Raw genomic sequence first — 14827 nt, 5'->3', positions numbered from 1 at the left:
TTGCTGAATTAGCTCAGATAAATATCGAATTTTTTCATGCATAAAGCCTCTGCATTGAAGTTAATTAGCTATTACATACTCCCAAGAGTGAAATTAAATTATTATTGTAGTATTTTTATATTAAAATATTTTTTCATTTGTCGCCAATACCAAATCATGTAAAAGTATGCATTCCAAACTAAATCGTAACACTCAAAGTATATGTTTTTCCAGAGTGATGCTCTAGGACGATTTTCTAAAAAATGAAAGACATTTTCATTCTTCAGAAGTTTTATTCCTCTCCACATAAGTTTACCTTTAGAAATTAAATGTATATCTAGAAGTGGAGGATGTGAGAAAACTCTAATAGGTAAAGCATAAAACCTATCATCTATTTCATTAGCTCGCTGTATCCCTCCTCGTTTCTCAATATCCCATGCTGTTTCACCAGCTTTTAGAATTTTCAGCAGAGTTTCTTTCTTCCATAAAGCAACTGTCATAGAAATACGGTAACAAGAGCCTTTAGGAAGTTCTCCTATTTCTTCTGCTTCATTTACCAAAGCTGGAGGGCTACAAGGAATTAGCTTCAAATACCCTGCATTTTTGGACTGAGCTAACTGAATTAGCTTTACTAATCGAGCAGTATCTACAGGAACCGCAGGAGGACGATCCTCAACCCAAAAAATAACCCATTCTTGTGGAATCTGGTTTAGAGCTTTGATCAGGTTAGAACTGTAGTCCATATCAGGATTAATTAGCACAGATGATACTCGATTATCTGGATATTTGAGTGTATTGGATACTAAGTAAACTGGGTATGGACAGTCTGGCCAATTTTTGAAAAAGCAATGAAAAAAGGGATGCCACACATCCTGATACTTATCGCATGATACAACTAAAATAGGTATACTCATTTAAATTAGTCCGAATATTTTTGGAAATTCACTTTTGATATTGCATGACTACTGTTAGATAATTCGATTTGTCACATAATATTCCTTAGGGTTATCACCTGTATAATAGAATGGAATTTTTAAGGTTAATTCTGTACTTTGGATATCTTCATGATTAAAAATCGCATATTTACTTGAGTAATAGCTTAATTTAAAAAATTTATGCCTATAACCATTCTAAAAATTCAGGTATAACTTCATCGATGATTGGATCATTAGAAGGATATAAAATTGAAAACCATATACTTAATAAAGTAATAATGCCTGTTAAATATAAAATATACTTTCTTGTTTGAGATGTTTGCACTCCAAACAAAGAAAATATAAATGGACTAAAAGGAAAAATATACCGGAAGGTTAAAATTGAATTTAGAATTACTATTAATATAGAGCATACTGTGAAGAAAAATATTACTGATTCGTAGCTAGAAAAATTTCTTTTTGTTAATTTATCTCCAAATAAAAAAACAAGCACTAAAGATAGATTAAACGGAAATAACAATAAGGCAATAATTGTATATCCAATATCAAGTAAAGGTAGTGGTGATTCCAAAATTCTCAATGGTCTTATAATTGGCGCAAATAAAATTATTGCTGATTTTGCAAGAAATGCTGGATATTGTAGGATTACATCCCGACTATAACTATTAAGTTGTAAAGCAATATCATAAATTCTAGAGGTTGAAAATGATATAACGTCATCATCCTGTAAGCCTGAAATTACTGAATTACCAAACGGGGTTGAATTAAATAAAAAAAATGATCCTAGAAATAATAATAGTAGAATTCTAGGCTTATTGATTTTTTTTTGTATTAATTTATATATAACAAGGCTTAGATATAAAGGAAAAGAAACTACTGGACGAATAAATAGAGGTATTAATCCTATAATAACCAAAACTATAGTTCTAATTTGCCCATTTAGTACAAAGAAAAATTTCCAAAAAATTAGACACACGAAAATAAGTATAGTTTCCTTGTTAGGTCCAACTGCACCAATTAATAAGTATGGGTTTCCTACTATAGCTAGTCTTGCATAATTAACTGCTTTAGGTGATATGTATTGAAATACACTTCGGCATAGATTCAACGATATAAATAATAAGGAGGCATTGAAAATAAAAAAACTTTGAGAACTTAAACTATATAAAAATTGATTAAGTATATTATATGTTTGAGCTAAAAAATCTTCACTATCTTTATTTGTTAAAATTCTCAGTTCATAAGTATAACTATCAGGAATATAAAAATTTGATATTTCAAGAACACTATTTTTCGCTAAAGATTGAGTAATTAATGTCAAGATGAGAAGAATTAATAAAAGTACATACCAGATAATGTCTTCTCTGTTGATAGCATTAATTTTAGCCTTTAGTGGGACATTGTTTGATAATTTCACCGTAAAATAATCTCCATATAATATTAATCAGTCTAATTTAATTTTTAATTACCACAAATTGTATATTGTTTTTCCTGGATTTTTTATCATTTTAATAAAATTAGCTTTTGTTAGCTTTTGCTATTGACGAAATTTAGTTTTTTTAAACTCAAATAGACCACAGCCATAGATCATCTGGTTTAGATCTGTGATCAGGTTAGAACTGTAGTCCATATCATGACCAATTAATAGAGGCGATACCCGTGAATCTATATATTTGAGTGTATTTGATACTAAATGAATTGGATAAGGACAGTCTGTCCAATTTTTGAAAAAGCAATGAAAAAACGGATGCCAGACATCTTGATATGCATCACAGGAAACAATTAAAATTGGTATAGTCACTTGATGACCCCTCACCAAATTTCTGAAATTTCATAATTAAGAAGATGAATTACGACTTACAATTGATTTGCAAAAAAATATTGATTATGGCATACGAAACACAACTCCTGTAAGAAATAAAAAAGCGATAACACCCGTCCAGCTTCACAAAGATTAAAATGTAAAGTTTTGTCGCAAAACCAAACTCTTCCGCTATAAAGTTTTCGATATGGCTATAAAGTTAGTTGTTGTAAATATCTCTAATGTTTCGTGATATTTCTTAATAGGATAGAGTCCATTTCTCAACAAGAGAAATATATGGTAATGAAGGCTCAAAAAATCGAAGAAATCTCGAAAATATGTCCGTGAATCTATATTACAGCCACCAAACTCGAATTGAATCCAATCTATTGCACCTGAAGACAGCATCTGTGTTGCTCCTTTTAAGACATTTAATTCATGCCCCTCAACATCTAACTTAAGATAGTCAATATGCTCAATACCGTTTTTGGCACAGAAGTCATCTAGAGCTTTGAGTCTGATTGTCTCTGTTAGCCTCATTCCCGATCCACCAAAATGTTGACGGTCATATAGTGAAGCACAACCTGATAATTCCTCTTCTGCATATAGAGTAACTTCCTCATCAGAATCTCCCAATCCGAAGTTGTGCAATTGAATGTTTGAGTATCCATCTAGATTTTTTTCCAAAGTATTGAATGTGATTCGTGATGGTTCAAAACAATGCATTCTAACTTGTTTGCCAAGAATTTGATATGCAGCACAGGCAAATTGACCTTGATTACTACCAACATCAAATATTACAGGAATCTTATTTGCACCTATAGTTTTTGCAAATTTACTCAATACATATTTTTCTCCGCTATCTTCAACCCCCCCACCTAAACCGATGTTCATACCCCAAACAGAAAGTCTATATAAACATTTAAATAGGGGGTGAAATTGAGTGGTTGCTAAAATAGCAAATAAATAACGCCTGATCAAATTCTTCATAGTAATACTCCATTTAAAATACACAATGTCTACTATCCACAGAAAACTGGTAATCCGAACTTACTCGCATATTTTTTTAACTACCTGCATAAATAATTTTTTCATTTGTCGCCAATACCAAATAGTGTAAAAGTTTGTTAGCTTTTGCTATTGACGAAATTTAGTTTTTTTTAAACTCAAATAGACCACAGCCGTAAATCATATCTGGAACTTTCTCTGTATCATAATTTTCGTAAAAATTATCTCCATCATCAATGTAAGAAAATGAAATTAAGTCATAATTTTCCTTGGTCAGTGAAAGGATAGTTTCAACTGAAAATACACGATGTCCATTAAATTCAACTCTCTCAAAACCAATGGGAACTGATAGTAATAACTTTCCACCTGGTTTTAACAACTTTGTTAAAGAATGTAAACCTTTAATATGACCTTCTGAATCAATTGGATCTCCATATCGTCCCAGTCCAAAATGTTCTAATGCATGTAGACAAGAAAGAGAATCACAGATGTTGGCTGGTACGCTTTCTGATTGCATCAAATCAGCTTGACGAAAGGTCATACCAGAAACATTTGAAGCCATAGGTCTAACATCAAGGATTTCAATATCACGAAAAGTTAGTACATGGGCAACAAAACCATCAATTCTTGAGCCAACATCTATGTGATGTTCGGGATTATTCTGATAAACTTTGCGTGCAGCCCATAAATCTTGATGAAAATAATGTTTAGTGATATGACCTGCCCCTTCATATCTGTCTATCATACATGGAAACGGATTTCCGATACGAAGACTTTGATCGGACTTTTGACTTTCTAAATAAAATTTTATGAATTGATAAACATAAATAGGGATACCTCTCAGAAATGAAATTGTATTGAGAGGATTGAATCCTAATTCAGAAATAACATGATAGACAGTCTTAAGGGTATAACGCATTCCAAATATTATTGATGATTGGGTCATAATTTTATCCATTTTTTTGTTTATTTTTACAATGAATACTAATACAATTATTTTGATTTTATTGGCGGGTTGCTAAAAACCAATTTTATTTAGCATTACCCTAAAATTTTGTTTATAAATACTTAAAAACCAGCCAATTAGAATTATCATTTGGATTGTAGAAATAATGACTATAAATTCAATTTGAGAAATTAATAAGCCAATTAATATACACATTGTAAACCAAATTAATGGAAATATTAAAGATTTTAGCCATAACCATTTAGGTAACTTTAACAGATCAAGACCTGAAAAAATCATTAGCCAAGTTACAAGAAAACCAATATTACCTGTAATGGCACCCAACAATCCAAATTTGCTTGCCCCAATGGCAATTAATATCAATGAAAAACACCCACTCATCAACTGAATGCTCATCACCAACTTGGCAGCAACACTGATAAGGATAAAGAATCCTACAGTATTCAGTGAAAAAAGTCCATAAATGACTGTTGCCACTCTAAAACCAACTATACTGTTGTCAGTAGCTGCATCTGCAAACATTAGATGCATAACTAATGGTGCAAACATAAACAGCCAAGCAGCAGAACCTAAGGCAAAAAGTCCATTCACTTCAAAAGCCTGTTTTACCTTTTTTGCTAACTCTGGATTACTGATATTATGCTTTGCTGAATGATTGCTAAGAACTGGAACAAGGGGCTGAACAGGCAATGCTGAGAATGAGTTAATTGCTGCTGTTGCATCAGTAATTCCAGCGTATACTCCGAGGGTTTCAGAACCTAGCAAATAACCAACAATCAGGCGATCACCTCTACTGAACAAAGCAGTCCCTAAAGATATCAACCATATTATTAGGCTATAGTTTGCAATTGCTAGCCCCTTTTCGGTTTTCCAAATGAGTCGTAGGCGTACACCCTGAACAAGCGATCGCACTACCCAAATATGACTTAACAATGTTACTACACTTGTTAAAGCTTGCCACTGCATGAGTGCGACCGTCCGACCACCAAACCAAGCTACCCCAAACAGTCCCAAACTCAGCAAAACCCATTGCATCGTATTCAAAATATTCAGCAAGCTATAACGCTGATAAGCTTGCTCCACACCGATTAAAACCTGTTGCAATAATTTTGCCCAGACTACCAAGCCACCAAGTTGTAAAGCTTGTATGGCTGCTAACTGTTGTGTTTTTCCTAGTTTAGGGAACAAATCAACAATACCCTCAGCACCAAACCAAAGAGCGATCGCTCCGAGGGTAGCTAGTATCAGCATAGCCCCAAAGGTTACAGTTAAAGTCTGCGATAATCCATCAACATCCTCCTTTCCTAAGTCCTGAGAGACAAACACGGTAGTTGCTGTAGCAAGACCAGCCTCAGCTAAAGCAACAATTAAGATTACGGTAGAAGCCAGTGTCCACAACCCGTATTCTTCAACGCCAATCAGGCGAATCAGTAAGGGAATTGTGAGTAAAGCTAATCCAATTCGGATAATTCCACCAGCAGCATTGTAGAATCCATTCTTTAAAAAACTGTTTTTCAATTTAGTAATTTAGTGTTGCTAAACAATAAATTTATTGAGAATAAGTTATTTCCTGGATGAACTATCTCACATTTTAGTTGCAACTATGTGATAACCAACCGTGAAGTGTTTCTTTTCGTCCAATCTATCTAAAATATGACAGATAACAGGCATAATAAGCACTAACCATAAAGATAGGAGCAACCATCACGAAATCCGAATTTTAGACATTGGCACATCCACCTTCCCATTCTTCTCATTCCCCCTCGCCCCGTAATAACCCTTAGAATAATAACCACCATAACTACTACCAGAAGTCACACCATTCACCACCATACCCAACACCCGCTGACCGGCTTGCTCCAACAACGACTTCGCCGCATTAACCGACGCAATATTAGCCACCCCAGGACGCACAACCAACAATAGACCATCCACCAACTTACCGAACATGAGTGCATCAGCAACCGCCGTCAAAGGTGGAGCATCAATAATCACAAAGTCATATTCCTTACTAGCCTCTCGAATCACCTCCGCCATCCGTTGAGAATCTAACAGTGCTGCTGGATTCGGTGGAATTGTCCCTGATGTTACCAAATCCAGAGTCATCAAAGCTTCTTTCGTAGTAGTTTGTAACTCAGCTTGACTCACTAAAATATTACTCAGCCCCACAAGGTTAGACTGTTCCCAAATTTTATGCTGACGGGGACGCCGCATATCTCCATCCAGCAATAGGACTCGTCGTCCGATTTGGGCTACCGCTACTGCTAAGTTAGCAGCGACAAAGGATTTACCTTCACCGGGAATAGAACTACTGATGACAATTACTCTCAGCGCTTTGTCAGAAATCGAGAACCCTAGATTCGCCTGGAGCATTTCAAAGGCTGCGGACTGAGACGAATAAGGATTGTTCAGTACAGGTAATTCTACTAGTGCATCACCATCAGCACCCTTAACTTTTTCAGTCAAGGGAATCGTACCCAGCAAGGGATAGCCCAATAGCCGTTTGACTTCCTCAATTGTCTTGAGGGAATTATCCAACGCTTCCAAGATCAGCGCCGTTCCCGCACCCAGCAAGATTCCTAAAAATCCACCTAGGGCTAAATTCAGGGGAATCACCGGAGAAACCGGCTTTTCTGGAACTAAACCTTCAGATATTACCCGCGCATTACCGACATTTTGGTTTTCTACCACCTCAACTTCTTGCAATTGCTTGAGCAGTTGTTCATAGGTAATTCGCGCCACTTGTAATTGACGCTGTAGCTGTAGCTGCTGTTGTTCCAGTCGCGGTAAGCTCTCCAAACGTGTTTTGTTGATGATAAAAGCTTTCCGTAATTCCGCTACTTGGTTTGCTAACGCCAAACGTTCTACTTCGGCTTTGACGAGATTTTCACTTAAAGCCTGCTTGAGCGCCCCGATTTGCAAATTCTGTTCTGGTTGAGACTCAGAATTGCCGATGGTTTGGGCTACTCGCCCTTCTAGTTGAGTTTTCAGTGCTGCCTCTTTCAGTACCAGATTCACAATTGCCGGATTATCGTCAGTATACCGCGTCCGCGCCACCGCTAACTCATCTTGTACTTTTTGATATTCTGTCAGTACCTGCTGGACTCCAGGCGATTGACTTAAGGTGCTGAGTTCCACAGCTTGTTGCGTATTCAATTTGATTTCATTTTGCAGAGCCACTGAGCGAGTATTAGCCGCAGCTAATTCTGCTTGGGCGTTGGTAATCGCCTCGACTAGATCTTTCAACCCTTCGACGCCAACTTTTGCTTCTACCTCCAGGGCTATCACCCGATTTTTTTCCTTAAATCGCCGCACAGCCATTTCGGCTTGCGTCACTCTTTTCTCGACTTCAGGTATCTGCTTACTCAAGAATTCCCGCGCCGCTCTAGCCTCGGAACGGTTGGTAAGAACGTTACTATCTAGGTAATATTTCATCACCGTATTTACCACAGCCGCTGCTTCTTCCTGATCAGTACTGCGGTAAGAAAGCTGCATCACATCCGTCCCACGGATAGTTTTCAGCTTCAATATTTTGAGAAAGCCTTCCATCGTCAGGGTTTTCCCCTTTTTATCCTTCAGGTTCAGGCTAGTAATAGTTTTATTGATAATCGGGTAGGAACGGATAACCTCAGCTTCCGTATCTACTGGGTTACTGAGGTTAGTCAGACCGCCTAACTCTCCCACCTTTGCCGTGAGACTTGTCAGTGATGATACCCCACTTTGTTTGTTAAACAACAGCTTACCGTCTGATTCGTAAACTGGTTTTTGTGAGAATGTGACCAAAGCTGTGACTCCAAACACAGAACTAATCACAACTGATGTCACCAGCCAACGCCTTTTCAATATTAGCCAGTATTGTTGGAAATTCAGGGAGGAGTCTTGGGCTTCTGGTTTAGTAGACATAGGGAATCTAATAACAATTATGTGACATACTCCTACACGATACAAGCATACAGTGTAGGCTTCTCAACCAATCCAGCTATTGCTGAGGACGCCTTGAGATTTGTTTTAAGTCCACGGAATGCCCAGCCGCCGACTATACGATTTCTTGCACTGTGTAATGGAGTCGCTTACCAATAATCGCAATGCTACTGGACATAGGCTGATCAGACACGAATAAGGGTGAAGCAAACCATAAATATGATATCAAACAATACAGAAATTGGTGAAAACTAGCCCAGCCATCTCCCTCAACGAGTGACAGTCGTTATTGGTCGGTAAGTGAGGAGAGGAATCAGAATTTTCTTCATATTTCAAACATCAAACCAGATTCCTATAGTTTTGTAAATTCCTGCCGACTTACTTAGAGTATGTTTGAAAAGTTCTCGGCGAATAGAATTCGCTACTACACTAGTACTGTGTCAAGATAAAAATGATGGACTGTAGTGCGGGCATCTTGCCCGCGTGAGCGAGACGCTCACACTACCAAAAATCCCTCAAAACAAAATTGACAGACTACTAGCATTGTCCGCCTGTGCGAACGTAGAGAAGGGTTTTCAACCCATGTCGCTGGGTTTTGTCTGTGTAGCCGCGATTTCTAATCGCCAGGGCACATCAAAACAGACTTTTCAAACAACCTCTTAAATCTATTAAATATCTTGTTTGATCAGTTGCACCACCCAATCTTTTATTTTGTCTTTTTTTGTATATACCCTCCGTCAGATTGTCTATTAGAATCACATAATACAAGACTTAGGTAACAGTCAGCCTCACTCCCAAAGATTAAAAAATTTGGTCTTAGTTTCATCCACCCACAATTACCACCAACAAATTATTAAATCACCGGTCTAGAGGCAGATGATGATTTTGATAGGTTGTATTTTTTGACGCCCGTAACTATTTCTAAATCAACATCTAATGTCATCTAATTGGAAAAAGCAAGTATTCTAAACTACTTTAAAAAAAAAATACTTTAACAATTGGTAGTTTGAGTTTTTTGTTGTCTAGATGACTAGTAATTAGTATATACTTAGATTAATCTTTAAGCACCAGCAGTAGGTGGAAACAAACATAACCATGTATTACCTCGGAATAATACCTCAAACTGTAACTATCTGTAAAGAAAATACATTTGACTAGTAGTCTGTCAATTTTGTTTTGAGGGATTTTTGGTAGTGTGAGCGTCTCGCTCACGCGGGCAAGATGCCCGCACTACAGTCCATCATTTTTATCTTGACAGAGCGTCTCGCTCACGCGGGCAAGATGCCCGCACTACAGTCCATCATTTTTATCTTGACAGAGTAATAGTTGGGAGTATTGATTTTCAATGACTTGTATTATAGAACACTTATGTACCATATACCATTATCGAGTTACAGGGAAGGTATTCAGTTAGTAAAAATACCACGTTTTCTACCCGTCTTGCTTTTAATAGGAGATGTTTTTGGCTTAGTTTCCTGTTTGGGAGCAGCCTTTTGGTGGCGTCTCGGTCAACCACTTGAGGGCTTCGATGGAGTTGTGTGCGGATTTATACTCCTGGTTCTGTCAGGGCTTTATCTAGCAGATACTTACCATCCAGACAAGCAAATTGCTGGTTTGCGTGCGCCGGCACGGATCTTGATTAGCAGTTTAATAGTTGGTGGCATCACTTCCTCCCTAATTTACCTATCGGGAACCTGGGGACAACACCCCCTACTGGGCCGGGGTATATTGCTAATCAGCCTGGGAATATTTACAATCTGGGCAGTGATATTAAGGTTATGGGCAGTTGAGTGGATGCGATCGCACGCTCAACAAAGTCGTTGGCTGATGCTGGGTGCTAACGAGTGTGCCATGAAATTTGCCCAAATGTTCTTGGTACGGAACCCCTTGGGACGATTGGTGGTCTTGAAGGAAGCTGGTGAAAATATCACGGAATTGACTCAAACAGAATCCCATCTCAGCTGTGGAGGATACGTGAGCGACTTACCTACTTTGATTCAGCAGTCCTGGTCAGGTGTAGTAGTAGCAACCCCTGATTTCTCTGATGCACAAGTGCAGAATTTGATGCAGCTGCGACTCCAAGGCATCCCAGTTTACAGACTACCCGATATTTGCGAAACTTTATGGTATAAACTGCCTTCATCCTTACTTGAGGATAAATGGTTGGCTTTTAGCGATGGCTTTAACTTAGTTTCTGATGGTATTAGTCTCAAACTGAAGCGGTTTTTAGACCTGATGTTGACGGGGCTGTTATTTGTAGTTTTGTTTCCACTGATGCTATTGGTGGCAGCACTAATTAAATTAGATAGTCCAGGGCCAATTTTCTATAGTCAAGTACGCACAGGACTATACAGTAAGCCATTTCGGGTTTATAAATTCCGCTCCATGTATCAAGACGCTGAAAAGCGGGGCGCACAATGGGCTAGTCAACGTGATCCCCGCATTACCAGAGTCGGATACTGGCTACGACTCCTGCGAATTGATGAACTACCACAGATTTGGAATGTGTTGCGCGGGGAAATGAGCTTGATCGGTCCACGTCCAGAGCGCCCGGAGTTTGATATTCAACTCAAAGAGGCGATTCCATACTACGAACTGCGTTATTTAGTTAAGCCAGGAATTACTGGTTGGGCACAGGTTTTATATCCCTACGGTGCTTCGGTTGAAGATGCTTACGAAAAGCTATCTTATGACCTCTACTACATCAAAAATTATTCCTTCTGGTTAGACATTGCGATCGCCTTTAAAACTGTCAGAGTTGTTTTGTTGGGTAAAGGTCGATGAATCAAAAAGTTTTGGTGACTGGGGGTGCTGGCTATATTGGTTCCCACGTCGTCCGCCAACTCGGCGAAGCCGGTTATGATGTCGTCATATATGACAACTGCTCTACCGGTGTACCCCAAGCCGTACTGTCTGGTGAGCTAATTATCGGCGATCTAGCAGATATAGACCGTCTTTACCAAGTCTTTGCCAAGCATCAATTTAGTGCAGTTCTGCACTTTGCTGCCAGTTTAATTGTACCAGAATCCGTTGCCAATCCCCTCGATTATTACGCCAACAACACCCGCAATACTCTGAATTTGCTCCGGTGCTGTAGTGTAATGGGTGTTAAGCAATTCATTTTTTCTAGTACAGCCGCAGTTTACGGACAACCTCAAGAAAATCCCGTCACCGAGTCTACTCCCACCCTACCGATTAACCCCTACGGGCGCTCCAAACTCATGAGCGAATGGCTCATTCAAGACTATGGGTTAGCCTCTCGCCTACGGTACATAATTCTACGCTACTTCAACGTCGGGGGAGCCGACCCTAGTGGACGACTAGGACAGAATTCTCGCAATGCAACTCACTTGATTGCAGCCGCTTGTAATACTGCACTCCACCGTCAACCAGAATTGCACATTTTTGGCACTGATTTTCCCACACCTGATGGTACGGGAATTCGCGACTATATCCATGTTGAAGACTTAGCAGCAGCCCATGTCGATGCTTTAAGCTACCTAGAACAGGGCGGTAACAGCCAAATTCTCAACTGTGGTTATGGCCAAGGATATAGTGTAAGGCAAGTTGTCGAACGTGTCAAGGCTCTTTCTGGCGTAGATTTCCCCGTGATAGCAGCCAGTCGTCGCCCTGGAGACCCAGCTTGTGTTACAGCTTGTGCGGATAAAATCCAGCAAGTATTGGGTTGGCAGCCTAAGTATAACAACTTGGATGCCATTATATACACCACCCTAGCTTGGGAAATTGCGCGAGACAATTTGAGGTCAATCGGAGTGATTGAGAAACTTCTATCTATCAATAACAATAAGGAAAAATTAGTCAGATCTCAAATGATGGAAATGGCTCTCAGACTAGCTCAGTCTTAAATATTAAGGAGTCATGAGTAAGGAGTAAGGAGTAATGAGTAAGGAGTAAGGAGTAAGGAGTAAGGAGTAAGGAGTAATGAGTAATGAGTAATGAGTAATGAGTAATGAGTAATGAGTAATGAGTAAGGAGTAAGGAGTAATGAGTAATGAGTAATGAGTAATGAGTAATGAGTAAGGAGTAAGGAGTAATGAGTAAGGAGTAAGGAGTAAGGAGTAAGGAGTAAGGAGTAATGAGTGGATTATTTTTTATTTTTCTTTCAACTTGTTGATTGAAGTTGTTAATATCTTAATAATTCTTTCATTACTTATTACTCATTACTTATTACTCATTATAGCGTTTCTCGCCCTAGTAAGGTACACCCGTAGGGGCACGGCATTGCCGTGCCCTTACACCGCGTGATACAATTTTGTACCTCACTTAACTACTCCCTTCCCGGTCTAAGATTACCTATAATTTTCCTTCTTCTCTGCGTTCGCGTAGCGTGTCGAAGACAGACGCTGCGCGAATGCGCCTTTGCGCCTTTGCGTGAGCTAAAAATTATTTCGGTAATCTTCCAGCGGGAAGGGAGTAAGAATCGCTATACTTATTACTTATTACTCATTACTTATTACTCATTACTCCTTACTCACTTGAGGATTAAACGTAATTCTAGTTAGCTGCTTCATTTGCCGATATTAGATAAATTATGCCAGATATTACGGTAAAAACAACAGATATCCAAAAGGCAATTAAGGACGGAATTTGCCAGACTGCTGATAAAGGTGCAATTAGCAGAGATATTGCCACTATTTGACTGACGGTTTTCAGTTTACCCCAAATATTTGCCCCTGTAATCGTCGTTTGATTCACCCGCCAACCAGCGATCGCCAATTCCCGCGCTAAAATAATAAACACTCCCCAAGCTGGTATCTGTCTCAACTCAATTAAGACCAATAAAGGCGCCAAGACCAGCAATTTATCTACCAAAGGGTCGAGAAATTTGCCCAAATCGCTAATTTGGTCGAGTTTTCGCGCTAAATAGCCATCTAACCAATCAGTTAAAGCCGCAACGAGAAAAATTGCCAAACATATCCACCTCCCTTGCGGTGTGGGGTTGTATAACCCGTAAAGCAGAAATGGGATTCCCAAAAGACGGGAGAAAGTAATCCAATTAGGCAGAGTCATGCTGAAAAATTCATAATTTAATTTATAACTTATAATTTACAATTCCAAATAAGCCAAACGTTATTTGTTCAGTCTGGGGAGTTGAAAATGCTCTGAGGTAAACTATGACCCAAGCCCAAATACAAGCACAAGCACAAACCGAAACAAAATTATATACCTTTGATGAATTTATTGAATGGTATCCAGAAAACTCACAATTGCGTTATGAATTGCATGATGGAATAATTATTGAGATGCCTAAGCCTAGGGGTAAGCATTCAAATTTAACGGGTTCTCTCAGTGGCAGATTGCTGACAACGATTGATAAAATTGGTAAAATAGACATTTGGACAATACCCAGAGAATCGATTGTCAAACCTTACCGCGACAAGTCTGGGTACGAACCGGACATCATTGTTCTAAATCAAGAAACTATTGGCACCGAGACACGCTGGGAACATGAGTCAGTTATTCAAAACGCCACTTCGGTCAAATTGATCGTAGAAGTTGTTAGTACCAATTGGCAAGACGACTACTACGACAAACGTCGTGATTATGTTGGGCGAAGCCCTTCCCGAAGGGTAGCTATGGGCATTCCCGAATACTGGATTGTAGATTATGCAGCTTTGGGAGCGCGTGAATTTATTGGCTATCCCAAACAACCAACTATCTTTGTATACGAACTAATTGACGCAGAATACGTAAAAACCACCTTTAGAGAAAATGATGTAATTGTCTCCCCTAGTTTCCCACAATTTAATCTTACCGCACAACAGATTTTTAATTTCGCTGGATAAAGTTTTTGACACTTGGGCGGTCGCAGTTGCACCTCACTACACCTCACAAGATTGTTCTGTTTGTGGGACGCGAGTTAAAAAATCATACGGTTCCAGAAACACCCGTTGAGTTAATTCGGAACAAAAATAATCTTACAGTACCAGGGTGCTGTTGACGCGCAACTGTCATCGCAGCTTCTTCGTCATGTTCGATAAAATAATCACCACTCTTAGGCTCGACAACCATATACCAGTTGTAATGGGTTTTGATGTACTCTGGCTTTACGCGTTCAAAAATCGCTTGGCAACGTTGATGAAATTCCTTGCGTTCGGCTCGACGTTGGGCTAGTTCTGCTTCAGTCCATTGAATTTGGGGAAAAATTCTGCCTCGATGGGTGGTGCGAATCGGCTGAGTTTCTGTCATTCTGAT

12 protein-coding genes are annotated in these 14827 nt (G+C 38.9%); 3 read left to right on the top strand and 9 right to left on the bottom strand.

The window, feature by feature from the left end:
* Window positions 1–101: 101 nt before the first annotated feature.
* The 7 genes from HEQ19_00995 to HEQ19_00965 form a co-directional block, all read right to left on the bottom strand.
* Window positions 102–893 (bottom strand): hypothetical protein, encoded by a 792-nt coding sequence (locus HEQ19_00995; GenBank protein WYL98311.1) that lies wholly within the window; start codon window positions 891–893, stop codon window positions 102–104.
* 205 nt (window positions 894–1098) lie between these two features.
* Complete coding sequence (locus HEQ19_00990) at window positions 1099–2331, bottom strand: hypothetical protein (GenBank protein WYL98310.1); 1233 nt, start codon at window positions 2329–2331, stop codon at window positions 1099–1101.
* Between the two features lie 120 nt (window positions 2332–2451).
* Window positions 2452–2715, bottom strand: a complete 264-nt coding sequence (locus HEQ19_00985; GenBank protein WYL98309.1) for a hypothetical protein — start codon at window positions 2713–2715, stop codon at window positions 2452–2454.
* A gap of 192 nt (window positions 2716–2907) precedes the next feature.
* Window positions 2908–3705: an FkbM family methyltransferase gene (locus tag HEQ19_00980; protein WYL98308.1), complete on the bottom strand. Its 798-nt coding sequence runs from the start codon at window positions 3703–3705 to the stop codon at window positions 2908–2910.
* A gap of 160 nt (window positions 3706–3865) precedes the next feature.
* Window positions 3866–4669, bottom strand: coding sequence for a DUF268 domain-containing protein (locus tag HEQ19_00975; GenBank protein WYM03184.2), 804 nt, complete (start codon window positions 4667–4669; stop codon window positions 3866–3868).
* A gap of 72 nt (window positions 4670–4741) precedes the next feature.
* Window positions 4742–6208: an oligosaccharide flippase family protein gene (locus tag HEQ19_00970; GenBank protein ID WYL98307.1), complete on the bottom strand. Its 1467-nt coding sequence runs from the start codon at window positions 6206–6208 to the stop codon at window positions 4742–4744.
* Between the two features lie 186 nt (window positions 6209–6394).
* On the bottom strand, window positions 6395–8593 hold the full coding sequence (locus tag HEQ19_00965; protein WYL98306.1) for a polysaccharide biosynthesis tyrosine autokinase: 2199 nt from the start codon (window positions 8591–8593) through the stop codon (window positions 6395–6397).
* A gap of 1386 nt (window positions 8594–9979) precedes the next feature.
* Between HEQ19_00965 and HEQ19_00960 the strand changes: the two genes are divergently transcribed.
* Window positions 9980–11395 carry a sugar transferase gene (locus HEQ19_00960; GenBank protein WYL98305.1) on the top strand — a complete coding sequence of 472 codons (1416 nt, stop codon included), beginning with the start codon at window positions 9980–9982 and terminating at the stop codon, window positions 11393–11395.
* A complete protein-coding gene (gene galE / locus HEQ19_00955) occupies window positions 11392–12477 on the top strand; it encodes a UDP-glucose 4-epimerase GalE (protein WYL98304.1) in 1086 nt (361 codons plus the stop codon). The genes HEQ19_00960 and galE overlap by 4 nt, the downstream gene beginning before the upstream one ends.
* A gap of 649 nt (window positions 12478–13126) precedes the next feature.
* Here galE and pgsA read toward each other — a convergent pair.
* Window positions 13127–13642 carry a CDP-diacylglycerol--glycerol-3-phosphate 3-phosphatidyltransferase gene (gene pgsA / locus HEQ19_00950; protein WYL98303.1) on the bottom strand — a complete coding sequence of 172 codons (516 nt, stop codon included), beginning with the start codon at window positions 13640–13642 and terminating at the stop codon, window positions 13127–13129.
* A 104-nt stretch (window positions 13643–13746) separates the two neighbouring features.
* Here pgsA and HEQ19_00945 point away from each other — a divergent pair, with 104 nt between their 5' ends.
* The gene (locus HEQ19_00945; GenBank protein WYL98302.1) at window positions 13747–14418 is read left to right on the top strand and encodes a Uma2 family endonuclease; all 672 of its coding nucleotides are present in this window, start codon (window positions 13747–13749) and stop codon (window positions 14416–14418) included.
* 82 nt (window positions 14419–14500) lie between these two features.
* On the opposite strand, the gene HEQ19_00935 is transcribed toward HEQ19_00945, so the two are convergent.
* Window positions 14501–14821, bottom strand: a complete 321-nt coding sequence (locus tag HEQ19_00935; GenBank protein ID WYL98301.1) for a hypothetical protein — start codon at window positions 14819–14821, stop codon at window positions 14501–14503.
* Window positions 14822–14827 lie beyond the last annotated feature (6 nt).

This window comes from Gloeotrichia echinulata CP02 (genome assembly GCA_038087035.1).
GTDB lineage: Bacteria > Cyanobacteriota > Cyanobacteriia > Cyanobacteriales > Nostocaceae > Gloeotrichia > Gloeotrichia echinulata.
Note: the sequence above shows the minus strand (reverse complement) of the source record. Positions and strands in the feature narration are given on the sequence as shown.

What these genes read in the sequence shown, in the direction of transcription:
- pgsA (WYL98303.1), bottom strand. Translation starts at nt 13,642, where the DNA reads ATGACTCTGCCTAATTGGATTACTTTCTCCCGTCTTTTGGGAATCCCA.
- HEQ19_00980 (WYL98308.1), bottom strand. Translation starts at nt 3,705, where the DNA reads ATGAAGAATTTGATCAGGCGTTATTTATTTGCTATTTTAGCAACCACT.
- HEQ19_00965 (WYL98306.1), bottom strand. Translation starts at nt 8,593, where the DNA reads ATGTCTACTAAACCAGAAGCCCAAGACTCCTCCCTGAATTTCCAACAA.
- HEQ19_00975 (WYM03184.2), bottom strand. Translation starts at nt 4,669, where the DNA reads ATGACCCAATCATCAATAATATTTGGAATGCGTTATACCCTTAAGACT.
- galE (WYL98304.1), top strand. Translation starts at nt 11,392, where the DNA reads ATGAATCAAAAAGTTTTGGTGACTGGGGGTGCTGGCTATATTGGTTCC.
- HEQ19_00960 (WYL98305.1), top strand. Translation starts at nt 9,980, where the DNA reads ATGTACCATATACCATTATCGAGTTACAGGGAAGGTATTCAGTTAGTA.
- HEQ19_00935 (WYL98301.1), bottom strand. Translation starts at nt 14,821, where the DNA reads ATGACAGAAACTCAGCCGATTCGCACCACCCATCGAGGCAGAATTTTT.
- HEQ19_00995 (WYL98311.1), bottom strand. Translation starts at nt 893, where the DNA reads ATGAGTATACCTATTTTAGTTGTATCATGCGATAAGTATCAGGATGTG.
- HEQ19_00945 (WYL98302.1), top strand. Translation starts at nt 13,747, where the DNA reads ATGACCCAAGCCCAAATACAAGCACAAGCACAAACCGAAACAAAATTA.